Source organism: Arthrobacter sp. ZBG10 (assembly GCF_001238605.1).
Classification (GTDB): Bacteria; Actinomycetota; Actinomycetes; order Actinomycetales; family Micrococcaceae; genus Arthrobacter.
Genome location: NZ_LFQH01000025.1, coordinates 1 through 25,110, shown reverse-complemented (window position 1 = coordinate 25,110; position 25,110 = coordinate 1). Strand labels below are relative to the sequence as shown.

Sequence of the window (25,110 nt, the reverse complement as noted above, 5' to 3'; positions counted from 1 at the left end):
GTGCGTTTTCGCCGCCCTGCCGCCAAAGGATTCCCCCATGCCGTCCCCCGCCACCGGCCAGCCGTCCGTCCGGACCGCTTTTGTCCCAGGCCACCGGCTCCAGGGCTGGGCCGAACGGTTTGGCGCGTCACATGGCGGCTACCGGCTCCATGATGACGACGACGGGCTGCGGCTTCGCGCCGGGGACGGCACCGGAGCGCTGCTGCAGGCGCCATGGCCCGTGGACGGCAGGCCCGGCCGCGGTTCCGACGGGCTGGAACGGCTCGCGTCGCTGGCGGCCCAGCCGCGGCGGCTGGGGCTGCTGCTGGTGCGCCGCGGCGGGTACGCGGCCGGTGTCGCCACCGAGGGCCGGCTGCTGGCGTCCAAGGCAGGCACCCGGTACGTCCAGTCACGGACGGCCGCCGGTGGCCAGTCCCAGCAACGTTTCGCCCGGCGGCGCGCCAACCAGGCGGATGCCCTGGTGGACGCCGTGGCGGCCCAGGCGGAACCCATCTTTGCCGCAGCCGGCTTTGAATACCTGGTTCCCGGCGGCGACCGGAGCCTTGCGGAGCTGGTCCTGGCCCACCCCTCGCTCCGGCCCTACGCCACCTTGCCGAGGTTGGCGTACCTGGATGTGCCGGAACCGCGTGCCGCCGTCCTGAAAAAAGCCGCGGCCGATGCCTGCTCCGTCCGGATCCAGGTGACAGAACCCGCGTAGGCCGTCTCCGTGAAGCCGGTCAGCAGCCGGTCCGGGCCCGCTGCGGCCGTTCCTGCCGGTACTCGTAGCGCCCCGTTTCGACGAAACCGGCTGCCGCGTAGAGCTGTTGCGCACCGGTGTTGGCCGCCGTCACCAGCAACCAGTAGTTGTCCAGCCCGCGGGCAGCGCCGGCATCCAGCAGGGCCTCCAGGACCTGGCTGGCGTACCCGCGGCGGCGGGCGTCCGGGTGGGTGGCCATGCTGTAGATCCCGCCCCAACCGGGCTGCTGCGCAGGCAGGGCAAGGCGGCCGACGGCGGCAGGCTGGCCGCCGGGATCGCGCACCAGGGCGTACAGGGCGGGGCAGCCCGTCAGGATGGTGCGGGCTGTCGCCATGGCGGCGTCACCGCCGCGGCCGTCCACCTGCCACCACAGCCGCAGCCACTCCGCGGACGGTTCATCGGCGATGTTGACTTCGGGGTCTGGGCCCGCGGCCGCTTGCCAGGGCCCCCGGGCCATAACAAGGGTTTCGGACTGCCGGGTAAAACCCTCGGTATCCAGGAACTGATGGAGCGCCGTGCCGGCCGGGCCTGCCATCAGCTGGAAGATGACGGGCAGCCGCCGGCTGCGGTACCAGGCCCGGGCCTGCCGCAGGAGCACGGCCGGGTCGCTGCCGGCCGGTTCCGGCCGGGGCCAGATGGAGTTGGCCCGCTGCGTGACGCCGTCGGCGGCCCGCAGGACCCAGCTGCCAACGTTTTCCCGGTCCGGCGCGGGCCAGGCGGCGTCCATGGCGCCCTCCAGCCCGGCGAGGGGGTCCGGCGTGGTTCCGGCGGCTGGTGTGGTCACTGGTATTCCTTCGTTAACGGCAGGAGGCTCCCGGCTGGCGCGGGGAGCCTCCTGCAGCGCCGTGCGCCGGGTTGCGGGCCTAGTTGGCTGCGGTGGCCTTGGCGGCCCCGGCCGGTTTGGCTTCGGGCTTGAAGTCCACGCCGGCTTCCTTGCGCTGCTGGGCCGTGATGGGCGCCGGCGCGGCGGTCAGCGGGTCGTAGCCGTTGCCCGTCTTGGGGAAGGCGATGACATCGCGGATGGACTCCACACCGGAGAGCAGTGCCACAACGCGGTCCCAGCCGAAGGCGATGCCGCCGTGCGGCGGGGCGCCGTACTTAAAGCCCTCCAGCAGGAAGCCGAACTTCTCCTGGGCGTCTTCCTTCGAGAGTCCCATGACCTCGAAGACACGTTCCTGGACGTCGCTCTGGTGGATACGGATGGAGCCGCCGCCGATTTCGTTGCCGTTGCAGACGATGTCGTAGGCGTAGGCCAGTGCCGGCTCGGGGTCGGTGTCGAAGGTGGCCAGGAACTCGGGCTTCGGCGAGGTGAACGCGTGGTGCACGGCGGTCCACTTGCCGGCGCCCACTGCCACGTCACCGGAGGCGACGGCGGCGGCGGCAGGTTCAAACATCGGCGCGTCCACCACCCAGCAGAAGGCCCAGTCGGCCGGGTTGATCAGGCCGGTGCGGTGGCCGATCTCCACGCGGGCAGCGCCCAGGAGGGCGCGGGCCGCTGACTTCTCACCAGCGGCGAAGAAGATGCAGTCGCCGGGCTGTGCGCCCACGGCGCCGGCCAGGCCTTCGCGCTCGGCAGCCGTGAGGTTCTTGGCCACGGGGCCGGCCAGTTCGCCGTCCTCCTTGAACAGGACGTACGCCAGGCCCTTGTGGCCGCGCTGCTTGGCGAATTCCTGCCAGCCGTCCAGGGTGCGGCGTGGCTGCGAGGCGCCGCCCGGCATCACCACGGCCCCCACGTAGGGTGCCTTGAAGACGCCGAAGTTGGTGTCCTTGAAGAATTCGGTGAGTTCCGTAAGCTCCACACCAAAACGCAGGTCCGGCTTGTCCGATCCGAACCGCGCCATGGCGTCGTGGTACGTGATGCGCTGGATGGGCGTGGGGATCTCCACGTCGATCAGCTTCCACAGCGCGCTGACGATGCCTTCGCCCAGGGCGATGATGTCGTCCTGCTCCACGAAGCTGGCTTCGATGTCCAGCTGGGTGAATTCCGGCTGGCGGTCCGCACGGAAGTCCTCATCGCGGTAGCAGCGGGCGATCTGGTAGTACTTCTCGAAGCCGCCCACCTGCAGCAGCTGTTTGAAAAGCTGCGGCGACTGCGGCAGGGCGTACCAGGAACCCGGCGCCAGGCGTGCCGGAACCACAAAGTCGCGGGCGCCTTCCGGCGTCGAACGCGTCAGCGTGGGCGTCTCGATCTCAACGAAGCCGTCCTGGTGGAGCAGGTCGCGCGCCACCCGGTTGGCTTCGGAGCGGAGCCGCAGGTTGCGGGCGGGGCCGGGGCGGCGCAGGTCCAGGTAGCGGTGCTTCAGCCGCGCTTCCTCGCCCACTTCGACGTGCTCATCGATCTGGAACGGCAACGGGTCAGAGGTGTTGAGGATGGTGACGTCCTCGGCGATGACCTCGACGGTGCCGGTGGCCAGCGCGGGGTTTTCGTTGCCGTCGGGACGCTTGGAGACGGTGCCGGTGACCTGCAGGACGTACTCGTTGCGCAGCCCGTGGAACACTTCTTCTTCACGGACCACAACCTGGGCCACGCCGGATGCATCGCGGAGATCCACGAAGGCCACACCACCGTGGTCACGACGGCGGCCCACCCAGCCGGCCAGGGTTACGGTTTGTCCAATGTGCTCGGAACGAAGGGATCCGAGGTCATGTGTGCGCAGCACAGCACGCCTTTCTGCGGGAAAACAGTGGGAAGTCAATAGGATCGCTGCGGGAGCAATCCCGATCGAGTTTACCCGCTGGAAGGACACCCGTACCCCATGGACGCACACCGGCAGCTTGAGCGGCGGCTCACCACCGCCGATGCCACCGCGATCGGACTCGGCTCGATGCTGGGCGCCGGCGTGTTTGTGGTGTTTGGCCCGGCCGCCGCCCTGGCTGGAACGCTGCTGCCCGCCGCGGTGGCCATTGCCGGCGCCGTGGCGTACTGCAATGCGGTGGCTTCGGCTGCCTTGGCCGCCCGGTATCCCACCAGCGGCGGCACCTACGTTTACGGTCGGAAGCAGCTGGGCGAGTGGGCCGGGTTCCTGGCCGGCTGGGGCTTTGTGACGGGAAAAACGGCGTCGTGCGCGGCGATGGCCCTGACGTTCGGCAGCTACGTTGGCGGCGGCTACGCCATCCCCGTTGCCGTGGCAGCGGTGGTGGCACTCACCGGCGTGAACCTCCTTGGCATCACCCGCACGGCGCTGCTGACGCGCATCCTCCTCGGTGTGGTTCTTGCGGTCCTCGCATTTGTGGCCGTTGCCGCCGTGGCCGGTCCGCATCCGGCAGCTGCCGCTTCGCCGGACATCGCCGGCGGGGCTGCGGGTGTGCTGCCAGCGGCGGGGTTGATGTTTTTTGCGTTTGCCGGTTACGCCCGGATTGCCACTTTGGGCGAGGAGGTCAAAAATCCGGCCCGGACCATCCCCCGCGCCATCCTGGCCGCCCTGGCCGGGGCCTTTGCCATCTACCTGCTGCTGGCAGTACTGCTGCTGAACCATCTTTCGGCCGGGCGGCTCGCAGCGTCCAGCACTCCCCTGCTGGACGCCGTGCTTGCCTCAGGCCTGGCCGGAGGCGCACCGATCGTGCAGGCAGGCGCTGCTGCCGCGTGCCTGGGCGCGCTGCTGGCGCTCATTACGGGTGTGGGCCGCACGGGCCTGGCGATGGCCCGTGCGGGCGACCTGCCGCGCTTCCTGGCGAAGGTAAGCGGCAAACGGACGGTACCGGTGGCCGCCGAACTCAGCGTGGCCGCCGTCGTGATCCTGCTCCTGCTCACCAGCGACGTGATGACGGTGGTGGGCTTCTCCAGTTTCGGGGTGCTGGTGTACTACGCCGTCGCCAACGCCGCTGCGTTCACCCTTCCCGCGCATCCCAGGTACGCCCCGCGGTGGCTTAATGCCGTGGGCGTAGTGGCCTGCGTCGGGCTGGCACTGACCCTCCCGCCGGCACCGGTGCTGGCCATGGTGGCAGTCCTGGCGGCGGGCGCGGCGGGCCGGTGGCTGGTCCTGCGGCGCCGCCGCTGAGTCCGTGGAGTGTCTTTAAGCCGGCGGATCAAGCCGTGGTGCTCACCTGGACGGAAAGGTCGGCAGCGGGCGGCGCCCACGTTCCGGGCTCCGCCGGCACCTGCTCGCCGGTGCGGATGTCCTTGACCTGGTGCGCGCCGTCGTCGTCCGTGAACCAGACGAACGGGATGCCGCGGCGGTCCGCGAACTTGATCTGCTTGCCGAACTTGTCCGCTTTGGCCGCCACTTCGGTGGCGATCCCCCGGCTGCGCAGCTGGGCAGCAACGTCCTGCGCCGCGCCCCAGCTGTCATCGTGGGAGAGTGCCACCAGGACGGCCGTGGGGACAGAACGGGAGGCCTTGGCCAGGTCCTGGCTGAGGATCCGGGACACGAGGCGCGTGACCCCGATGGACAGTCCTACACCGGGGAACTTGCGGTTGCCCTTGGACGCCAGGGCGTCGTACCGGCCGCCGGAGCAGATGGAGCCCAGCTGTTCATGGCCCACCAGGACGGTTTCCACCACGGTGCCCGTGTAGTAGTCCAGGCCGCGGGCGATGCTCAGGTCCGCCACCACCTTGCCGGGAGCGCGCTGGACGGCCGCCTCGATGACCTGTTCCAGCTCGCTCAGGCCTTCATCCAACAGCTCATTGCTGACCCCCAGCGCCTTGACCTGCGCCACGAAGGACGTGTCCTCGGTGCGGATCCCGGCCAGCTGCAGCGCCTTCCGCGCCTGCCCCTCCGTGGCGCCCAGTTCGGACTGGAGGAGGCCGGCCACTTTGTCGGCGCCGATTTTCTCCAGCTTGTCGATGCTCCGCAGGACTCCAGCGGTATCGTCAAGGCCGATCCCCCGGTAGAAGCCCTCCGCCAGCTTGCGGTTGTTGATCCGGAGCCGGAAGTCCGGGATGGGCAGGGCGCTGAGGGCTTCGGCGATGACCAGGGCAATCTCCACGTCGTAGCGGAACGGCAGCTCGCCGTCGCCCACCACGTCGATGTCCGCCTGGGTGAACTCGCGGGCACGGCCTTCCTGGGGCCGTTCGCCGCGCCACACCTTCTGGATCTGGTAGCGCCGGAACGGGAAAGCCAGGTGGCCGGCGTTCTCAACCACGTAGCGGGCAAAAGGCACGGTGAGGTCGAAGTGCAGCGCCAGCGCCTGTGGGTCGGCTTTGCCTTTTGCGTCGCCTTCGTCGTCCTGGAGCCGGCTCAGTCCGTAGACTTCCTTGTCGATTTCGCCCTTGCGCAGCAGCTGGCCCACCGTTTCCACGGCCCGGGTCTCGATCGAGGAGAAGCCGTGCAGTTCGAAAACGCGGCGCAGCGTGTCCAGGACATGCAGCTCCACCAGCCGCTCCTCGGGAAGCCACTCGGGGAATCCGGACAGGGAGGCGTTGCGTGCCATGGTGGAAGATCTCCTCATCGTGTACGGCTGCCGGGCACGCCATGCGGCCCGAAACGGGCGGCTATGGGCGGCTGTCCAGCCAGTCATGCATAAACTGTGTGCGGCAGTCAGTTTATGCGCCATCCTTGTGCATCTCTAATGCGGCGGGCGGTGCGGCCCGGCCGCCACATCCCTGCATCACGGGCCGGAAGGCTCCGGTGCGGCAGCCCGACTCACGAGGAGGACCCTTGGCGGCCAGTTCCCGCAACGCCCGCGAAACCAAACGGCGCATCCAGCAGATGGAAGCCAAACGTGAGCTCCGGCGTGTGCAGGAGGGCCGCCGCAAGCGCGACAACCTTGTGGCCGCCGGTGCCGGCGCCACCGCCGTGGTCCTCGCCGTCGTCCTCCAGCTCACCGCGTTTTCCGGGAACCCTACCGAGGACGAATACGCGGCCGCGCAGGCCGGCCTGACGAACCCGTCGGCGTCCGCGGAACCCACCCCCAGCCCCGCCCAGACCGCCAACGGACCCGATATCCCTGCTCCGGACACCGCCGCCGGGAAGACCTTCACGGGTGACCTGGTGCTTAACGGCAGCCCGCTGGGCGTTGAGATTGACGGCACCAAGGCACCGCAGGCCGCAGCCGTCCTGTCAGCGCTGAGCACCGAGGGCTACTACAACGGAAAAGGCTGCCACCGCCTGACCACCGGCGAATCGTTCGGGCTCCTGCAGTGCGGTTCAACGGACGGCACCGGGAACGCCGATGCCGCGTTCACGTGGGGTCCGCTGGAAAACACGCCCACGGACAACGTCTATCCGGCGGGCAGCATCGCCGTGGCCAGGAGCGCGAACAACGCTTACGGCAACGGCCGGCAGTTCTTCATTGTGTACAAGGACACGGCAATTCCCGCGGACACTGCGGGTGGCTACACGGTGGTGGGCAAGGTGACGTCCGGCCTTGAAACGGTGGCCAATCTTGCGGCCGCAGGCATCACGCCGGTCACCAGCGACACGGACGGCTCGCCACGGGAACCAGTCACGATAGACTCGTTCTCTCTGAAGTAGGCGCCCTGGCCTCCGGCCCGGGCGCAGTACGTGAGTATTTTCCTCCAAGCGAAAGACTTTTAGCGGTGACAGACAGTCAGAAATCCGACGAAACAGCAACAGACCTGACCGAGGAGGCCCCCGTGGCCGAGGCCCCAGGCGCTGATGCAACCACCACAACTGCGGCTCCCGCTGAGGAGGCTCCCGTTGCGGACGCCCCTGCTGAGGAGGCTCCGGCTCAGGAGGCTCCTGCTGAGGAGACCCCGGCGGCTGCCGCTCCCGCAGAGGAGGCTCCTGCTGAGGAGGCTCCCGCTGAGGAGGCCCCTCCAGCGGAAGCGCCCGCGGCACCGGCCGCGCGGCCTGCTGCCCCGTCGCCCGCCGCTTTTGCGTCCCGGCCCAAGCCCGCTGCTGCCGCACCGGCTGCCGCGTCGGTCCAGGCTCCTTCCGCAACCTCACTGGCCGAGGCCGCAAAGTGGGGCCGCGTTGAGGGTGACGGCCACGTATTCCTGACCATCGACGGCGGCGAACACCCCGTGGGCCAGTACCCGGATGTCAGCAACGACGAGGCCCTGGCCTACTTCGCGCGCAAATTCGACGATGTCCTTGCCCAGGTTGTCCTGCTGGAGCAGCGGGTGGCTTCCAAGGCCCCCAGCACCGACATGCAGAAGACCGTGACGCACTTGCGCGAGCAGCTTGCCGAGCGCAACATGGTGGGCGACCTCCGCTCAGCAGAGGCCCGCCTGGACAGCCTCGCGGGCCAGATCACCGAGCTGGAGAAGACAGAAAAGGCGGAGCACGACGCCGTCCGCACCGCCGAGCTCGCCGCCCGGGAAGCCATCGTGGCCGAGGCCGAACAGATTTCCGGCCAGGACCCCGCGCAGACGCAGTGGAAGACCTCCTCCGCCCGGATGAACGACCTCTTCGAAAGCTGGAAGACCGCGCAGAAGAGCGGCGTCCGCCTGGGCCGCAGCAATGAGGACCAGCTGTGGAAGCGGTTCCGTGCCGCCCGCACGGTGTTCGACAGGCACCGTCGGGCCTACTTCTCGCAGCTGGACAGCAACAACTCCGCGGCAAAGTCCGCCAAGGAAAAGCTGATCGCCGAAGCCGAGGAACTGTCGGGCTCAACCGACTGGGGTTACGCAGCCGGCGAGTACCGCCGCCTGATGGACCAGTGGAAAGCTTCCCCGCGCGCCAGCCGCAAGGACGACGACGCGCTGTGGGCCCGGTTCCGTGCCGCCCAGGACGTCTTCTTCACCTCACGCCAGGCTGCCAACGATGAGATCGACCAGGAGTACTCGGTCAACCTCACCGCCAAGGAAGCCCTGCTCAGCGAAGCCACTGCCATCCTCCCGATCAAGGACCTCGGCGCCGCGAAGAAGGCCCTGCAGTCCGTCCGGGACCGCTGGGAAGAAGCCGGCAAGGTGCCCCGTGCCGATATGGGACGCATCGAAGCCGGTCTCCGCAAGGTTGAGGACGCAGTGCGCCACGCCGAGGAAGAGCAGTGGCAGCGCTCCAACCCGGAGCGTAAGGCCCGCACCAACAGCGCCCTGTCCCAGCTGGAATCCGCTATCGCGGGCCTGCAGGATGACCTGGCCAAGGCCGAGAAGACCGGCGACCAGCGCAAAATCAAGGCAGCCCAGGAGGCCCTCGAGGCGCGCCAGGCCTGGCTTGACCAGATCCAGCGCTCGGCCAGCGAACTGAGCTGACCCCCGGTGGCGGATCTCCGGCGCTGACTGCTGCGCCACCAACAGACCACAGGTCCGGGCCCGGTTATCCACATGACCGGGACCGGGCCTGTGTCAGTTAACGCTGCCGGGGCAGGATTGACGGATGGCATCCCCTCCAGCCCCGCCCGGCAGTCCCGGGCACCAGTTTCCCGACTTGTATGTCCCCGGGTTGCCCTTTGCGTGGCCGGAACTCCAGGCGCTGGCAGCTGACGGGCTGCTGGCCAGAATCCACCAGCATGGCTATGTCCTGCCGGAAGTCCAGGTATCGAGCCAGCTGCGGGCCCGGGCGGCAGCGGGTGCTGTCCCCTTACAGGTCCGCCGCAGGGTGGTGGCAGGCCGCATGACCGCTGCCTGGATTTACGGCTGCGCGGCTGAACCGGACCGGCTGGCGCTGCTGGTGGACGCCAAGCGCCGCGTCTCCAGCCTGCGCAACACCAGGGGCTGCACCCTGCACGAGGTGAGGCTCGGGCCTTTCGATGTGGTCAGCCTGGGCGGCCTGATGGTCTCCAGCCCGCTGCGGACAGCCGTGGACGTGGCCCTCCACGTGGAGGAGGGCCGCGCCGTCCCTGCACTGGCGAACCTCCTGGCCAGGCCGCAGAATGACGTCAGGCTCAGGTTGCTGGTGCTGGCCATCGAGGCGTCACCGCGGGTGCCCCACAAACGCGCTGCCCTGGCCAAACTGGCCAGGTTAGCTCCGGCGCTTGTTCCCGGTGGTGCGGTACACGTCGAAGACCCCGTCGATCCTGCGGACGGCGCTCAGGACGTGGCTGAGGTACTTGGGGTCCCCCATCTCGAAGGCGAACTTTGAGATGGCCACGCGGTCGGTGGAGGTGTGCACACTTGCAGCCAGGATGTTGACGTGGTTCTCGGACAGGATCCGGGTGACGTCGGACAGCAGGGATTTCCGGTCCAGGGCTTCCACCTGGATTTCCACAAGGAAAACGCTGGATTGGGTGGGTGCCCAGTCCACGTCGACAATCCGGTCCGGCTGGTCTTTCAGGTCCGATATGTTGGTGCAGTCGGTACGGTGCACGGAAACGCCAGAGCCCCGGGTGACGAAGCCCAGAATGGGGTCGGGCGGGACCGGCGTGCAGCACCGGGCGAGCTTGACCCACACGTCGCCTACACCGCGGACCACCACGCCCGAGTCCGAGAAACGTGCCTTGGTCACCTGGGTCGGAATGCTGACTTCGGTGATGTCGTCGTCGGCGTTCTCGTTGCCGCCCAGGCTCTCCACGAGCTTTTCCATCACGGACTGCGCGGACGTATGACCGTCGCCCACCCCGGCGTAGAGGCCGGAAATGTCCACGTACTTGAACTCTTCGGCCACCGCGGCAAGTGCCTCGTGGGTCATCAGGCGCTGCAACGGCAGGTTCTGCTTCCGCATGGCACGGGTCAGCAGTTCCTTGCCCCTGTCGATGGCTTCTTCGCGGCGTTCCTTGCTGAACCACTGCCGGATCTTGTTCCGGGCCCGGGCGCTCTTGACGAAGTGCTGCCAGTCCTGGCTGGGGCCGGCGCCTTCGGCTTTCGAGGTGAAGATCTCCACCCAGTCGCCATGGTTCAGTTCGCTGTTGAGCGGCACCAGTTTGCCGTTGACGCGGGCGCCGATGGTCCGGTGCCCCACCTCTGTGTGCACCGAGTAGGCGAAGTCCACGGGGGTGGACCCGGCCGGAAGGGCCATCACCTCACCCTTGGGCGTGAAGACAAACACTTCGCGGGCGTTGATTTCAAACCGCAGCGAATCGAGGAACTCGCCGGGATCGGAGGTCTCCTGCTGCCAGTCCACCAGGGAACGCAGCCACCCCATGTCACCGTCGCGCGGGCTCCCCGGCCCCACCGCGGTCCTGTTGGGCTGGTCCTTGTACTTCCAGTGCGCCGCCACGCCGTATTCAGCCCGGCGGTGCATTTCGTGGGTCCTGATCTGGATTTCCACGGGTTTGCCGCCGGGACCAATCACCGTGGTGTGCAGCGACTGGTACATGTTGAACTTGGGCATCGCGATGTAATCCTTGAACCTGCCCGGCAAGGGGTTCCAGCGCGAATGCATGGTGCCCAGGGCCGCGTAGCAGTCCCGGACGGAGTCCACCAGGACACGGACGCCCATCAGGTCGTTGATATCGTCAAAGTCCTTGTCGCGGACAATCATCTTCTGGTAGATGGAGTAGTAGTGCTTGGGCCGGCCGGTGATGGTCGCCTTGATCCGTGCCGTGCGGAGGTCATCCGTGATCTGGTCCCGGATCACCCCGAGGCTCTTTTCCCGTTCGGGGGTGCGGTCCCCCACCATCCGGACAATCTCTTCGTACACCTTGGGATACAGGGCGGCGAACGACAGATCCTCGAGCTCCCACTTGATGGTGTTCATACCCAGCCGGTGGGCCAGCGGGGCGAAGATTTCGAGGGTTTCGCGCGCCTTGCGGGCCGAGGACTCAGCGGAGACAAAACGCCACGTGCGGGCGTTGTGCAGGCGGTCGGCCAACTTGATCATCAGCACGCGGATGTCCTTGGCCATGGCCACAACCATTTTGCGGACGGTCTCGGACTGGGCCGCCTCGCCGAAGCTGACCTTGTCCAGCTTGGTGACGCCGTCCACCAGCATGGCCACTTCCGGACCGAAGTCGCGTTTCAGGTCCGCCAGTGTGTATGGGGTGTCCTCCACGGTGTCGTGCAGGAGCGCCGCGGCCAGGGTGGTGCCGCTGAGGCCCAGTTCGGCGAGGATGGTGGCCACCGCAACGGGGTGAGTGATGTAGGGATCGCCGCTCTTGCGCTTTTGCCCGCGGTGGCTTTGTTCAGCAACGTCGAAGGCGCGTTGGATGAGGTCGAAGTCCTCTTTGGGGTTGTTGGCGCGGACAGTCCGCAGCAGGGGTTCCAGGATGGGCGAGTAACTCGCCGCGCCGCGGCCGGTCAGCCGTGCCAGCCGGGACCGGGTCCGTTCCCGGCGGCCCGGAAAGGTGGGTCGCGAGCCGGAGTTGTCAACCGGTACCAGGGAACCCGGGCGCGCCGCAGGCGCAGTCCCTGCCTGCACGTCGGCAGGGACTTTACCCTGTGCCGCAGTAGCCGACGCCGAACGTTCTTCCAATGAAGTACCCCTCACCACCGTTTAATTACCTCAGTCTATTCCTCAGCGCGTCGAGTTCTCTAACCGGCCCCAAATAACGGATGGGCCGCACGGCGCAATGAATACGCTGTACGGCCCATCCGTGGACGTGCGGTGCCGGCCTTAGGCTGTGGCAGCCTCTGCAGCCGGCGTGTTCCCGGCCGACGCGGCGCGCCGCTGCTCCACCCGCTTCTCCTGTTTGAGCAGGTCGGGTTCCTTCTGGCGCAGCAGTGCGTACATGGGGGCTGCCACAAAAATGGTGGCAGCCGTGCCGATCAGGATGCCAACGAACAGTGCCAGCGACAGGTCACGCAAGGTGCCCGCCCCCAGCAGGCCGGCACCGATGAACAGGATGGCGCCCACGGGCAGGATCGCAACCATCATCGTGTTGATGGACCGGACCAGGGTCTGGTTGACCGCCAGGTTGACCTCCTCGGCGAAGGTACGCCGGGTGGAGGCGTCCAGCTCGGAGGTGTTTTCCCGGATCTTGTCGAACACCACCACCGTGTCGTACAGCGAGTAGCTGAGCACGGTCAGGAAGCCGATGATGGCGGACGGTGTGACCTCAAAGTCGCTGAGGGCATAGACCCCGGCCGTGATGAACATGGTCACCACCATGCCGGCTATCGCGGACAGCGACATTTTCCAGGTCCGGAAGTACAGCGCCATCAGCACCGCAGCCAGCAGCACAAAGACCACCAGGCCGATCAGCGCCTGCTTTGTCACGTCAGCACCCCAGGTGGGGCCCACGAACGTGGACGTCACCTCGTCGACGGTGACCCCGTAGGCCGTGGTGAGGCCTTCCTTGATCCGGAGGGTCTCGTCATCGGTGAGTTTGTCCGTTTGGATCCGCATGGTGGTTCCGGCCACGTTGGCGACGCGCGGAACACTGCCCGCAACGACGTCCGTGACAACCTGCTCGCCCAGGGCGGCGTCCGTGCTCTGGACGTTGGAGACCGTGAATTCAGAGCCGCCCCGGAACTCGATGCCCAGGTTGAACCCGCCCTTGGCCACCGGAATGATGATGGACAGGGCCACCCCCACGGCCGCGATGATGAACCAGATCTTTTTGGCGCCCACGAAGTTGTAGGACCGCTTGCCGGTGTAAAGCTCGTTACCGAAATTGGCGAAGCTTGGCATTACTTGTTCTCCTTCGCTGCGTTCTTCGACGAGCCCGCAAGCTGCTCCTGCTTTTCGGCCAGGCGGCGTTCGGCGATGGTCATCCGGCGTTCTGCCTCTGCGGCCGCACCGGTGTTCTTCGCCCGGACCACGCCCGGTTTGTCCTCAGGGGTACGCACTCGGCCGGCACCACGGTACAGCGGCACGGCTCCGAGCTTCTTGGGGTCAAGGCCGGAGAACCGGTGGCCCTCGCCGAAGAACTTGGTGCGCGCCAGCAGCTGCAGGGTCGGGTGGGTGAACATAAACACCACAAGGAGGTCCGCCAGGGCCGTCAGGCCCAGGGTGAACGCGAAGCCGCGGACGTTGCCCACCGCTACGAAGTACAGGACCAGGGCGGCGAGGAGGTTGACGGCCTTGGAGGCCAGGACCGTGCGCTTGGCACGCTTCCAGCCGTTTTCGACGGCGGATACCAGGCCGCGGCCTTCGCGCAGTTCATCGCGGATGCGTTCGAAGTAGACGATGAACGAGTCCGCTGTCTGGCCGATGGCAACGATGATGCCTGCCACGCCGGCCAGCGACAGCCGGTAGTTCTCAGTCCAGCCGAGGATGGCGATGGCAAGGTAGGTCAAAGCGCCTGCCACCACCAGGGAGGCGATGGTGACCAAACCGAGCGCGCGGTACTGGAACAGCGAGTAGACCACCACCAGGAGCAGACCGATGATGCCGGCCAGGAGGCCCATGCGCAGCTGCTCACCACCCAGGGTGGCGGAAATCTGCTGGTCGCTCTGGATCTCGAAGCTGATGGGAAGCGCACCGAACTTCAGCTGGTCCGAGAGGGCCTTGGCGGACGCTTCGGTGAAGCCGCCGGTGATCTGCGGCCGGCCGTCGGTGATGACTGCCAGGGACCGGGGGGCGGAGATGACCTGGTCGTCCAGGACAATGGCGAACTGGGCCTTGGGGTCGCTGCCCGACTCGCCGCCGGCCGCCACGTAGAACTGGTTCAGGCGTTCGGTGACCTCTTTGAACTTGGCCGTACCCTCGTCGTCGAACTGGATGTTCACTGCCCAGTCATTGGTGACCGCGCCCTGCGCACCCTGCTGGAGCTGGAAGGAGGACGTGACGATGCTGCTGCCCTTGACCTCCACCGGACCCAGGATGTACTTGATGGCAGGTGCGGTCTCGGTGGCGGGCTCGCAGGTGACCAGCGGCTTGGCCGGATCGGAGCGTTCCAGCTCCTCCTGTGCCGGGTTGTCGCAGTCCAGCGCCTCGAACTCGCGGTAGATCTCGGGGGTGATCCAGTTGACGTCGCTGCTGTTGGCCGGCTCCGCAGTGGGCTTCGGCAGCTGGTCCTCGGGCGCCCGGGACTCTTCGGGAACCACCGCGCCGGCACCGTTGAGCAGCACGGGGCGGAAGTTCATGTCTGCGGAGACCTGGATCAGGTCGCGGGTTTCCTTGGACGGCACGCCCGGGAGGCTCACCACTACGTTGCGCCCGGACTGCGTGCTGATTTCAGCTTCGGAGACGCCGGAGCCGTCGACGCGCTGCCGGATGATCGAGACGGCCTGGTTGAGCTGCTCTTCGTTAATGTCCGAACCGCCCTCCACCTTGGGCGCCAGGATCATCTGGGTGCCGCCTTCAAGGTCCAGTGCCAGTTTCGGCGCCCAGCTTGCCTGCCCGGCGAGGGTCCCGCCGGCCAGGACCGCAGTCAGGACGGCGAGGATAACGCCGAGCCAGACCAGGACCCTGAGGCCTGATTTCTTAGGGCCAGTTCGTGCCATTGTCGATCTTTCTCTTATTCACGGTGGAACCGCCGGTGCATGTTTGCACCGGCGGTTGTCCGCAGCGGTAGAGGTGTGTGGGGCGGCAGCGGAACTAGCTGTCCTTTTTGCCTTCGTCGTTGAGGCGCTTCATCGTCTCGTCCGGGGTCTCCAGCGGTGCCGCGGTGGTTCCGGCCTCCTGGCCGGTGAGTGAGGAGGCATCATCCGGTACGGCCGGGGCTTCGTCTTCCGGCACTGCCGTTGGCTCAACGACCTTGGTGACGGCCTGGCGGTGGACGGTGGCCAGGTTGCCCGGGGAGAGTTCCAGGGTGACCTTGTTCTCGGCGTCGTCGATCTCGACGATGCGGCCGAAGAGGCCGAAGCTGGTCATCACTTCAACGCCGGGAGCGAACTGCGATTGGAGTTGCGCCTGCTGCTGCTGCGTCTTCTTGTTGCGGCGGAACATCATGAAGATGAAAACGCCAAGCATGACGAAGAGGAGAATTGACATTAAATCCAAGGGAAAAATCCGTTCTTTACTTACCTAGCCGGTTTTCCGGCACCGTCGGCTTGTTCCCTCCGCCGGCCGTGCGCACGGAAACCCTGACGGATTTCCCAACAGCCCGGGGCAGCCGGAATCACAGTGGCCGCAGGAACAAAGACCCGAACGTGCCGGGCGTCATACCAGTCTAGAGGGAAAAGCTGAACGGAGCCTGCTATTGGCTCTCCGGATCCCAGCCGGACGACGGCCAGACAGGTTCAACGGCAGGTTCAAACAGGTCCAGCTGCTCCTGGCCGAAGGCTCCGGCGGGAACGGCGTACCCCAAGTGGGTCCAGGCCGGAGCCATCGCGATCCTGCCCCGGGGGGTGCGGCCCAGCAGCCCCTCCCGGACCAGGAATGGCTCGGCCACCGTTTCCACGGTTTCCGTTTCCTCGCCCACGGCGATGGCCAGTGTGGACAGGCCCACAGGCCCGCCGCCGAATTTGGTGATAAGCGCCTCAAGCACGGCACGGTCAAGCCGGTCAAGGCCCTTTTTATCCACTTCGTACATGTCCAGGGCCGCGGAGGCTGCCCTGGCGTCGATTTGTTCGATGCCGTGGACCAGGGCCCAGTCGCGTACCCGGCGCAGCAGCCTGTTGGCGATACGCGGGGTTCCCCGGGACCGGCCGGCGATTTCGCTGAACCCTGCAGAGTTGACCTTGAGGTCCAGCAGCCCCGCCGAGCGGCGCAAAACGAGTTCCAGTTCGGAAACCGAGTAGAACTCCAGATGGCCGGTGAACCCGAACCGGTCCCGCAGGGGTCCGGGGAGCAGACCCGCGCGGGTCGTTGCACCCACCAGGGTGAACGGCGGCAGTTCCAGCGGAATGGCAGTGGCACCGGCCCCCTTGCCCACCACAATGTCCACCCGGAAATCCTCCATGGCCATGTACAGCATTTCCTCGGCCGGCCGTGACATCCGGTGGATTTCGTCGAGGAACAGGACCTCCCCCTCGGAGAGGGAAGACAGGATGGCCGCGAGATCACCGGCGTGCTGGATGGCCGGGCCGCTGCTGATGCGCAGCGGGGCGTTCATTTCGGCGGCCACGATCATGGCCAGGGTGGTTTTGCCCAACCCGGGCGGACCCGAGAACAGGACGTGATCTGCGCTGCGGCCGCGCATCCTGGACGCCTGCAGCACCAGGGAGAGCTGTTTGCGTACCCGGTGCTGGCCAACGAAGTCGTCCAGGTTCTTGGGCCGGAGGGCGGCTTCAATGGCCCGCTCCTCGGGCTCCTCCCCCGCTGCCACCAGTGACGGTTCAGCCACGGCTGCCTATGCGGTTGCCGGCCCGCGCGCCGTCCTGGCCCAGCCAGCGGAGCGTGGTGCGCAGGATTTCCGCGACGTTGCCCCGGAACGAGACTTCGGGATCGTCGGCGAGGGCCTTGTCGATGCTGGCGGAGGCGTCCTTCTCGGACCAGCCCAGGCTGGTCATGGCGGCCACCACCTGCGGCTTCCAGGCAGCTTCGGCGGCCGTGGGCACCCCTGCGGCGCCGGCCGTTCCGTGCGGCACCAGCTTTCCGGCCAGTTCCAGGACAATCCGGGCGCCAACCTTGGGGCCGATACCCGGCACCTTGGTGAAGGTTTTGCTGTCGCCACTGTGCGCAGCCACCCGGATGGCCTCCGGCTCGTGGACCGCCAGGACTGCCAGCGCCAGCCGGGGACCCACACCGCTGACGCTCAGCAGGATGTCGAAAACTTCCCGCTCGTCATCCGAGGCGAACCCGAAAAGCGTCAGTGAATCTTCACGCACTATCAGTGACGTGAACAGCTTGCCTTCCTCACCGACGTGCAGTCGGCTGAGGGTCTGCGGTGTGGCGTTGACGCTCATGCCGGCGCCGTTGAGGTCGATGACGGCCGTGGACAGGCCTACGTGGGCTACTGTTCCGCGAAGAAAACTGATCAAGGCCGTACTCCTGGTGTACTGCCGGCCGTTGTGGTCAACGCCGGCTATCCGAACATATCTACGAATACCCTAGCAAGCGGCCGGGGCAATCAGCGTCCGCGCCGCGCTTTTGCTTCCGCCTCGGCCCACGCCCGTTGGGCCGCCGTAAGCGATGAGCTGCCGGGACCCGTGGTGGCCACAGCCGCCCCGCTGCCGGCCCGCCACGCATGCGTGATGGCGAGGGCCAATGCGTCGGCGGCGTCCGCCGGGCGGGGAGGAGCGTCCAGCCGCAGGATCTTGGTCACCAGCTTGGTCACCGCATCCTTATTGGACGTGCCGCTCCCGGTCACCGCGGCCTTGACCTCGGACGGCGTGTGCATGGCCACCGGGATGCCGCGCCGCGCCGCCGCAGCAATCACCACGCCAGAGGCCTGGGCCACGCCCATCACGGTACTGACGTTCAGCTGGGAGAAGACCCGTTCCACTGCGACCACGTGCGGTTCGTAGCGGTCCAGCCAGTCATCGATGGCCAGGGCGATCACCAGCAGCCGCTGGTCCAGGGACTGCTCCGGCGAGGTGCCCACCACACCCACACCCACCATCGTGGCGCGGCGGTTGCGTTCAACATCCACCACGCCGATCCCGCAACGGGTGAGGCCCGGATCAACCCCCAGTACCCTGAGGGTCAAGTCCGGGCCTCCGCGGCGGGGTACCGGCAGGTCACTCGGATTCCAGTGCGGCCTGCACTTCGCTGCTCAGGTCAGCGTTGCTATAGACGTTCTGGACGTCGTCGAGTTCCTCCAGCGCGTCCGCGAGCTTCAGGAACTTCCGGGCGCCGTCGACGTCGAGTTCCACCTGCATGGACGGGACAAACTCGGCCTCATCGGTGTCGTACTCGATGCCGGCTTCCTTGAGCGCGTCGCGGATGGCCTGGAGGTCGGTGGGCTCGGAGTGGATCTCGAACGTCTCGCCGTTGTCCTTGACTTCCTCGGCGCCGGCATCGAGGACGGCCATCAGCACGTCATCCTCGGTGAGACCGTTCTTGGGCAGGTTCACCACGCCTTTGCGGGTAAAGAGGTAGCTGACGGAGCCGGGGTCGGCGATGGTGCCCCCGTTGCGGGAGATCGCGAGCCGGACCTCGGATGCGGCACGGTTTTTGTTGTCCGTGAGGCACTCGATCAGGAGGGCTGAGCCCTGCGGGCCGCGGGCCTCGTACATGATCTCGGTGTAGTCCACCACTTCGCCGGTGAGGCCGGCGCCGCGCTTGATGGCGCGGTCGATGTTGTCCGCGGGGACCGAGGTCTTTTTGGCCTTGGTGACAGCCAGTTCCAGGCCCGGGTTGCCGGAGAGGTCCGGGCCGCCCATGCGGGCAGCAACTTCGATGTTCTTGATCAGCTTGGCGAAGGATTTGGCGCGTCGGCTGTCAAGGATGGCTTTTTTGTGCTTGGTGGTTGCCCATTTGGAGTGGCCTGACATGCTTTACGCTTCTCCTCTGATCATGCGGATAAAAAGTTCGTGGATGCGCTTTTCGCCCGTCACTTCCGGGTGGAAGGAGGTGGCCAGCAGCTGGCCGGAACGCACTGCAACAATTCTAGCGGCCCCCGGCAATGCGGCGGCGTGGGACGCGTGGCCGGCGTCGGCCGGTTCCACCTGGGCCAGGACCTCCACGCCGGGACCAACCCGCTCAACCCAGGGGCCGCGGATGAATACTGCGTGCACCGGGGCGACGCCGGTTTCCGTGGCGCTGAAGTCCAGCCCCTTGAACTCAAGGTCCGTTTCGAAGGACTCACGCTGCCGGCCAAAGGCGTTGCGCCGGACGGTGATGTCCAGGCCGCCGAAAGTCTGCTGGGGCGCACCGGCCAGGTCGGTGGCGGGATCGGCGATGTCCTGGGCCAGGAGGATCATGCCTGCGCAGGAGCCATAAACGGGCAGGCCGCCGGCAATGCGTTCGCGCAACGGATCAGCCAGCTCAAAGGCGCGGGCCAGCTTGTCGATCGCGGTGGACTCGCCGCCGGGAATGATCAGGCCGTCCAGTCCGTCCAGCTCCGCTGGCCGGCGCACGCTGACGCCGTGGGCGCCTGTCGCCTCGGCGGCGCGGAGATGTTCCCGGAAGTCGCCCTGCAGGGCGAGCACCCCGATCCGCATGCCGGAACCCGGGCGCGCGGGAGCAACAGGTAGGGAATTTGTCATCCATCCAGCATACGGTGCGGCGGTTGCCGGGCCCGCGGACAGGGGAAGCCTGCGGCGGTTCCATGCCGCTGCTGGGATATATTCGAACCATGTTCTACATCAGTGTTCCGCTCGGCAAGCTCGTCCGCCGGGTGTCCCGGCTCCGGGGCGGCGGCTCCGCCCTTCCCGGCCTGGTGGTCGAGAAAATCGATCCTGGCTTTATGCGGCGCACGCTGACCACCCTCCCCCATGGCGTGGCGGTGGTCAGCGGCACAAACGGCAAAACCACCACCACCAAAATGGTCGTGGAACTGCTCGAAAGCCAGGGCCTGACCGTGTTCACCAACCGGACGGGCAGCAACTTCACCCGCGGCGTGGCCGCTGCACTGTTGGGTGCCGTGGATTGGCGCGGCCGGCTCAAGGCGGATGTGGCGGTCCTGGAACTGGATGAAGCCCACGCCGTGCACTTCGTTAACAGTGTTCCGCCGCGGTACAGCCTGCTGCTGAACGTCCTGCGGGACCAGCTTGACCGGTTCGGCGAAATCGATAAAACTGCCCAGCTGCTCCAGCACATTGCGGACAAAACCACCGGCACCGTGGTGCTGAACCGCGAGGACCCGCGCGTGGCGCGGATCGCGGAGACCCTGACGGGGCAGGACGTCCGCTACTTCGGCCTCGACGATTCCCTGCTCAGTACGTTCCCCAACGACGACGACATGCGCACCGCTCCCGGCAGCCCCGCCCCGGCGGCCCTGCCGCAGAAGCCGGCTGCCGACGTCGTGCTCCGCACAGTGGGGGCGGACTCCGCTGCCTTTGAGTACGACGGCGGCACCGTCACCACCGGGATGAAGCTGCGAGGTGTGTACAACATCTTCAACGCTGCCGCCGCGCTGACGCTGGCCCGCAGCATCTGCGGCGGGGGCGCCGCCACCGCGGACCACGACGCCCTGCTCGTTGCGCTGGGCAAAGTGGAACCCGCGTTCGGGCGCGGCGAAAGCCTCACCGTGGACGGCCAGCCCCTGGACCTGGTCCTGGTGAAAAACCCCAGCGGTTTCCGGCTTGGCCTGAAGTCGTTCCCCGCAGAGGGGTACGCCACCATGATCGCCATCAACGACAACTACGCGGACGGCCGGGACATGTCCTGGCTGTGGGACGTCGGGTTCGACTCGCTGCAGCCCGGCGGGGTGGACCAGCTCACCGGGTCCAGGGCCTATGACATGGCCCTCCGGCTGCAGTACGACGACGTCCGGATCGGCGCCGTCCAGCCCGAGATCGCACCCGCCCTGGCGGCATTTATCCGGGAAGCTGCCGGCAAGCCGAAACGCATTTTCTGCACCTATACGGCAATGCTGGCCATCCGCCGCGAGCTGTCCAAGATCACCACCGTGGAGGTTGTCTCATGAGCACCGGACACCAGGACAAGGGCACCCTCCGGGTCCTCCAGCTGTATCCGCGGGACATGAACATCTACGGCGACTGGGGCAACGCCCTGGTGCTGCAGCAGCGCATCGGCTGGCACGGCTACACGCCCGAGCTGCTCGAATACAACGTGGGCGATGAGTTCCCGGCCAACGTGGACATCATTGTTGGCGGCGGCGGGCAGGACAGCGGCCAGCTGGTGATCCAGGACGACCTGCAGGCCCGGGCCGTCGAATTGACGGACCTGGCCGAGGACGGCGCCCCCATGCTGGTCATCTGCGGGCTGTACCAGCTTTTTGGCAAGTCCTTCAAGACCCGGACCGGCACTGTCATCCCGGGTATCGGCATCCTGGATGTGGAGACGCTGGGCACCGATGAGCGGCTGATCGGCAACGTCAAGGTGGCCACCACCGAATTCGGCGAGGTGCTGGGCTACGAGAACCACAGCGGCCAAACCACCCTGGGCAACGGCGTCCGTCCGCTGGGCACGGCGGCGAAGGGCACCGGGAACAACAGCGCCGACGGCCATGAGGGCGCCCGCTACCGCAACATCGTGGCGAGCTACCTGCACGGCTCGCTGCTGCCCAAGAACCCTGCCATCGCCGATTTCCTGATCAGGACGGCGGCGGAACGGAAGTTCGGCAGCTTCGAACCGGGCACCCCGGACGACTCCTACGCGGTACTGGCCCGCGAACACGCCGCCCGGCGGCCCCGCTAGGAATCCCTCAGGGCTGCCGGGTCACCAGCAGCTCATGGGCGCCCGCGGCGGCTGCGCCCATGGACTCCACCACTTCGGTGGTGCGCGCCCTGGTGGCGGCGTCCTCTTCCGGGCCGGCGCAGGTCCCCTGCGGGGCGTCCGACGCCACGGAGCACCACCGGTAAGGGTCCCGGACAATGACCGACGGCGCCCAGGCCAGGTCCGTGGGCGCCCATTTCCCTGCAGCGTCCTGGGCGAACTGGGCCCGGACCAGCAGGCCCTCGTTGTTGACCACATACCAGGGCGATAGCTCGGTGACCCCGTTGCCCAGGCCGTACACAATCCAGGTGCCCTTGTAATTTTCGATGGGCAGCACCGAGTGGGTGTGGTGGCCGTAGACCATGCTGAACTGTCCGCTGTCCACCAGGGCGTGGGCTACGTCCTGTTGCTGGCCGTTCGGGACGCTGGCATATTCGTCGCCGGCGTGCATCACGCCCAGGACGATGTCCGCGCCCAGGGCCCGGGCCTTAACGGCCTTAGCAATCATGGCCGGGGCGTCCAGCATGTCCACCTGCCACGGGTATTCGGCGATCTGGCCGTTCAGCCCGTAGCTGGCCTGGATGATGGCCACCTTGGCGGCCGGCGTCTGCATGATGAGGATGCCCTGGGATTCAGTTGCGGTCCGGTAGGAGCCGGTGTGCTTGAGCCCCGCGGCGTCCAGCTGGTCAAGGGTCCGGAGCAGGCCGTCCGTACCGCGGTCGATGGTGTGGTTGCTGGCGGTGGTGCAGGCCTGGTAGCCGACATTTTTCGCGGCAGTGATGATCTGGGGTGGAACGTTGAACGACGGGTACGCGGAGAAAGGCCCATCAGGTCCTGCTACCGGCGTTTCCTGATGGCAGATGGCCAGGTCACTGCTGTCGATGTAGCGGCGCTGGCCTTCCAGCAGCGGCACGAAGTCCAGGCCGGGCTTACCGGCGGCCACGGCGTCCTGCTGCGCCTGCTGCCACAGCTGGGTGTGGACCAGCATGTCCCCCGTCACCAGGACGGTGGTGCAGCGGAGGACGGGGCAGTCGGGCCCCTGGCCCGGGGTGGGGACCGGCGCCGGAACGGTGGCTGTGGGTGTGGCCTTGGACGTGGCCGCGTTGGTTTGCGGGTCCGCCGTCGCCCGGTTCTGCTCGGCCACCAGGCCGCAGCCGGCCAGCGCCGTCAGCAGCGCTCCGGCCGAGGCTGCTGCCAGCCAGCGCCGGGAAGTTATGCCTGATGTGATCCCCATAACGCCATTCTAGGGACGGCCAGGACCCGCCGCAGGCATTTGGCCGCGTTGAGAAGCGTGCCCGGGCTGTGAAAGGTTTACCTCATGACGAACCCCCTCCTCCACCCCAGTCCCCTGCCCTATGAGCTTCCTCCGTTCGCCCAGCTTGGGCCCTCGGACTATGCGGAGGCCATCGGGGCCGGCTTGGCCAGCCAGCTCGCTGAAATCCAGGCCATCGTGGTGGACCCGGCGCCGGCCACGTTCGAAAACACCGCATTGGCCATGGAAAGGTCCGGCAGGCTGCTCCACCGCGCGGCGTCGGCGTTTTTCACCCTGGTATCCGCGGATGCATCAGAAGAGATCCGCGCCCTCGAAACCGAGCTGTCCCCGCGGTTCTCCGCGCACCAGGATGAGGTTTACCTGAACCGGGACCTCTACGAACGGTTTGCCGCCATCAGCACGGCGGACTGCGGCCCCGAGGCGGTCCGGTTGGTGGCCGAGTACCTGAAGGAGTTCCGGCAGTCAGGCATCGCACTCGACGCGGCCGGCCAGAAGCGGTTGAAGGAGATCAATGCAGAACTCGCCGCCCTGGGCACGGAATTCGGGCAGCGGGTCAAGGCCGGCATGAAGGCCGCGGCACTGCTGGTGGACGACGCCGGCGACCTCGCCGGACTGCCGGCAGACGACGTTGCCGCCGCCGCGGAGGCAGCCAACACAGCAGGGCACAACGGAAAGTACCTGCTGACCCTGATCCAGCCGGGCAACCAGCCGGCCCTCGCCGCGCTCCAAAACCGGGACGTCCGCCGTCGGCTGTTCGAAGCGTCCGTGGCCCGCGGCAGCAGCGGCGGCGCCCTGGACGTGCTGGACATTGCCCGGGCCACCGCAGCGCTCCGTGCGGAAAAGGCAAACCTCCTGGGTTTCGAGAATTACGCAGAGCTGGTGGTGGACCGGCAGACCGCCCCGGACTTCGAAGCCGTGCAGGCCATGCTGAACCGGATGGCCCCCGCCGCTGTGCGCAACGCGGACGCGGAGGCTGCCGCACTGGCGGAACAGGCAGGGCATCCGCTGGAGGCCTGGGACTGGGCGTTCTACTCGGCGAAGGTCCGCAAAGACCGCTACGAGGTGGACGAGCAGGCCCTGCGGCCCTACTTCGAGCTGGACCGGGTCCTGACGGACGGCGTCTTCTTCGCCGCCACCTCCCTGTACGGCATCACGTTCCACGAACGCGGCGACCTGTCCGGCTACCACCCGGACGTGCGGGTGTGGGAGGTCCGGAACGAGGACGGCAGCGAACTGGGCCTTTTCCTGGGCGACTATTACACCCGTGAGTCCAAGCGCGGCGGGGCCTGGATGAACTCGCTGGTGGATCAGTCGGAGCTGCTGGGCACCAAACCCGTGGTCATCAATACCCTGAACATCTCCAAGCCGCCGGCCGGGGAACCCACCCTGCTGACGCTCGACGAGGTGCGCACCACGTTCCACGAGTTCGGCCATGCCCTGCACGGGCTGTTCTCGGACGTTACCTACCCGCGGTTCTCGGGGACTTCGGTTCCCCGGGACTTTGTGGAGTACCCGTCCCAGGTCAACGAGATGTGGATCATGTGGCCCGAGGTCCTGGCCAACTACGCCCGCCACCACGCCACCGGCGAGCCGCTGCCGCAGTCCGTGGTGGACAAGCTGAACGCTTCGCTGCTGTGGGGCGAAGGGTTCGGCACCACCGAGTACCTGGGTGCTGCCCTGCTGGACCTCGCCTGGCATGTGCTGGAGCAGGCCGCCGTCCCGGACGACGCCCTGGCCTTCGAGGACAAGTCACTCGCCGCCGCAGGGATCGCGCACCCGCTGATTCCGCCGCGGTACCGGACCGGCTACTTCCAGCACATCTTCGCGGGTGCCGGCTACGCGGCCGGCTACTACTCCTACATCTGGAGCGAGGTCCTGGACGCGGAGACGGTGGACTGGTTCACCGAAAGCGGCGGTATGACCCGTGCCAACGGGGAACGGTTCCGCCGGGAACTGCTGGGCCGGGGCAACAGCCGCGACCCGCTCGATTCGTTCCGCAGCATCCGCGGCCGCGATGCCACACTCGAACCCCTGCTGAAGCGCCGCGGCCTGGAGTAACCTCTCGCCTCCCCCCCTCCCCCCTCCCAACTGACTCGCAGTTGTTGTCGTTTTGAGCCCTCAAAACGACAACAACTGCGAGTCAGTTGGGAAAGCACGACGCCGGTCCCCCACCTCTGGAAGGCGGGGAACCGGCGTCGGGGGTACAGCAGTTGCGGGAGTTACCAGCCGCGTTCTGCGAGGCGGTGTGGCTGCGGGATCTCGTCGAC

Annotated in this window: 21 protein-coding genes; 8 read left to right on the top strand and 13 right to left on the bottom strand. The window is 67.2% G+C overall.

Annotation, left to right across the window (positions count from 1 at the left end; genetic code table 11):
• The first annotated feature begins 37 nt into the window (after positions 1 to 37).
• On the top strand, positions 38 to 697 hold the full coding sequence (locus ACU18_RS06120; RefSeq protein ID WP_050684648.1) for an acVLRF1 family peptidyl-tRNA hydrolase: 660 nt from the start codon (positions 38 to 40) through the stop codon (positions 695 to 697).
• Positions 698 to 716: 19 nt separating this feature from the next.
• Here the strand turns inward: ACU18_RS06120 and ACU18_RS06115 are convergent, their stop codons facing one another.
• Complete coding sequence (locus ACU18_RS06115; RefSeq protein ID WP_050684713.1) at positions 717 to 1,463, bottom strand: GNAT family N-acetyltransferase; 747 nt, start codon at positions 1,461 to 1,463, stop codon at positions 717 to 719.
• A 136-nt stretch (positions 1,464 to 1,599) separates the two neighbouring features.
• Positions 1,600 to 3,396, bottom strand: coding sequence for an aspartate--tRNA ligase (aspS, locus tag ACU18_RS06110; RefSeq protein ID WP_050684647.1), 1,797 nt, complete (start codon positions 3,394 to 3,396; stop codon positions 1,600 to 1,602).
• A 96-nt stretch (positions 3,397 to 3,492) separates the two neighbouring features.
• On the opposite strand from aspS, the gene ACU18_RS06105 reads away from it, so the two are divergent.
• Positions 3,493 to 4,734, top strand: a complete 1,242-nt coding sequence (locus ACU18_RS06105) for an APC family permease (RefSeq protein ID WP_050684646.1) — start codon at positions 3,493 to 3,495, stop codon at positions 4,732 to 4,734.
• A 28-nt stretch (positions 4,735 to 4,762) separates the two neighbouring features.
• On the opposite strand, the gene hisS is transcribed toward ACU18_RS06105, so the two are convergent.
• Entirely contained in the window at positions 4,763 to 6,106 is a 1,344-nt protein-coding gene (gene hisS / locus ACU18_RS06100) for a histidine--tRNA ligase (protein ID WP_050684645.1), read from the bottom strand.
• A 227-nt stretch (positions 6,107 to 6,333) separates the two neighbouring features.
• Between hisS and ACU18_RS06095 the strand changes: the two genes are divergently transcribed.
• From ACU18_RS06095 to ACU18_RS19255, 3 genes are all read left to right on the top strand, one after another.
• The gene (locus ACU18_RS06095) at positions 6,334 to 7,149 is read left to right on the top strand and encodes a peptidylprolyl isomerase (RefSeq protein ID WP_050684644.1); all 816 of its coding nucleotides are present in this window, start codon (positions 6,334 to 6,336) and stop codon (positions 7,147 to 7,149) included.
• Between the two features lie 65 nt (positions 7,150 to 7,214).
• Positions 7,215 to 8,834 (top strand): DUF349 domain-containing protein, encoded by a 1,620-nt coding sequence (locus ACU18_RS06090; protein ID WP_050684643.1) that lies wholly within the window; start codon positions 7,215 to 7,217, stop codon positions 8,832 to 8,834.
• Between the two features lie 124 nt (positions 8,835 to 8,958).
• Positions 8,959 to 9,663 carry a type IV toxin-antitoxin system AbiEi family antitoxin gene (locus ACU18_RS19255; protein ID WP_157407599.1) on the top strand — a complete coding sequence of 235 codons (705 nt, stop codon included), beginning with the start codon at positions 8,959 to 8,961 and terminating at the stop codon, positions 9,661 to 9,663.
• On the opposite strand, the gene ACU18_RS06080 is transcribed toward ACU18_RS19255, so the two are convergent.
• The 9 genes from ACU18_RS06080 to pdxT form a co-directional block, all read right to left on the bottom strand.
• Positions 9,544 to 11,931, bottom strand: a complete 2,388-nt coding sequence (locus ACU18_RS06080) for a RelA/SpoT family protein (protein WP_050684641.1) — start codon at positions 11,929 to 11,931, stop codon at positions 9,544 to 9,546. The genes ACU18_RS19255 and ACU18_RS06080 overlap by 120 nt on opposite strands.
• 141 nt (positions 11,932 to 12,072) lie before the next feature.
• Complete coding sequence (gene secF, locus ACU18_RS06075; RefSeq protein ID WP_050684640.1) at positions 12,073 to 13,089, bottom strand: protein translocase subunit SecF; 1,017 nt, start codon at positions 13,087 to 13,089, stop codon at positions 12,073 to 12,075.
• Positions 13,089 to 14,846, bottom strand: coding sequence for a protein translocase subunit SecD (gene secD, locus ACU18_RS06070; RefSeq protein ID WP_050684639.1), 1,758 nt, complete (start codon positions 14,844 to 14,846; stop codon positions 13,089 to 13,091). The genes secF and secD overlap by 1 nt, the downstream gene beginning before the upstream one ends.
• A 94-nt stretch (positions 14,847 to 14,940) precedes the next feature.
• The gene (gene yajC / locus ACU18_RS06065) at positions 14,941 to 15,336 is read right to left on the bottom strand and encodes a preprotein translocase subunit YajC (RefSeq protein ID WP_050684638.1); all 396 of its coding nucleotides are present in this window, start codon (positions 15,334 to 15,336) and stop codon (positions 14,941 to 14,943) included.
• 205 nt (positions 15,337 to 15,541) lie between these two features.
• Entirely contained in the window at positions 15,542 to 16,630 is a 1,089-nt protein-coding gene (gene ruvB / locus ACU18_RS06060) for a Holliday junction branch migration DNA helicase RuvB (RefSeq protein WP_050684637.1), read from the bottom strand.
• Positions 16,623 to 17,267, bottom strand: a complete 645-nt coding sequence (ruvA, locus tag ACU18_RS06055) for a Holliday junction branch migration protein RuvA (RefSeq protein ID WP_050684636.1) — start codon at positions 17,265 to 17,267, stop codon at positions 16,623 to 16,625. The genes ruvB and ruvA overlap by 8 nt, the downstream gene beginning before the upstream one ends.
• Before the next feature lie 89 nt (positions 17,268 to 17,356).
• Positions 17,357 to 17,935, bottom strand: coding sequence for a crossover junction endodeoxyribonuclease RuvC (gene ruvC, locus ACU18_RS06050; protein WP_050684635.1), 579 nt, complete (start codon positions 17,933 to 17,935; stop codon positions 17,357 to 17,359).
• Positions 17,936 to 17,966: 31 nt separating this feature from the next.
• Positions 17,967 to 18,722, bottom strand: coding sequence for a YebC/PmpR family DNA-binding transcriptional regulator (locus tag ACU18_RS06045; RefSeq protein ID WP_050684634.1), 756 nt, complete (start codon positions 18,720 to 18,722; stop codon positions 17,967 to 17,969).
• 3 nt (positions 18,723 to 18,725) lie between these two features.
• The gene (gene pdxT, locus ACU18_RS06040; RefSeq protein ID WP_050684633.1) at positions 18,726 to 19,436 is read right to left on the bottom strand and encodes a pyridoxal 5'-phosphate synthase glutaminase subunit PdxT; all 711 of its coding nucleotides are present in this window, start codon (positions 19,434 to 19,436) and stop codon (positions 18,726 to 18,728) included.
• 89 nt (positions 19,437 to 19,525) lie between these two features.
• Here pdxT and ACU18_RS06035 point away from each other — a divergent pair, with 89 nt between their 5' ends.
• The gene (locus ACU18_RS06035; protein ID WP_197273528.1) at positions 19,526 to 20,818 is read left to right on the top strand and encodes a Mur ligase family protein; all 1,293 of its coding nucleotides are present in this window, start codon (positions 19,526 to 19,528) and stop codon (positions 20,816 to 20,818) included.
• On the top strand, positions 20,815 to 21,552 hold the full coding sequence (locus tag ACU18_RS06030; protein WP_050684631.1) for a type 1 glutamine amidotransferase: 738 nt from the start codon (positions 20,815 to 20,817) through the stop codon (positions 21,550 to 21,552). Before ACU18_RS06035 ends, ACU18_RS06030 begins: the two co-directional genes overlap by 4 nt.
• Before the next feature lie 7 nt (positions 21,553 to 21,559).
• Here the strand turns inward: ACU18_RS06030 and ACU18_RS06025 are convergent, their stop codons facing one another.
• A complete protein-coding gene (locus tag ACU18_RS06025) occupies positions 21,560 to 22,804 on the bottom strand; it encodes a CapA family protein (RefSeq protein WP_050684630.1) in 1,245 nt (414 codons plus the stop codon).
• A gap of 84 nt (positions 22,805 to 22,888) precedes the next feature.
• Between ACU18_RS06025 and ACU18_RS06020 the strand changes: the two genes are divergently transcribed.
• A complete protein-coding gene (locus ACU18_RS06020) occupies positions 22,889 to 24,901 on the top strand; it encodes a M3 family metallopeptidase (RefSeq protein WP_050684629.1) in 2,013 nt (670 codons plus the stop codon).
• Positions 24,902 to 25,110: the final 209 nt, after the last annotated feature.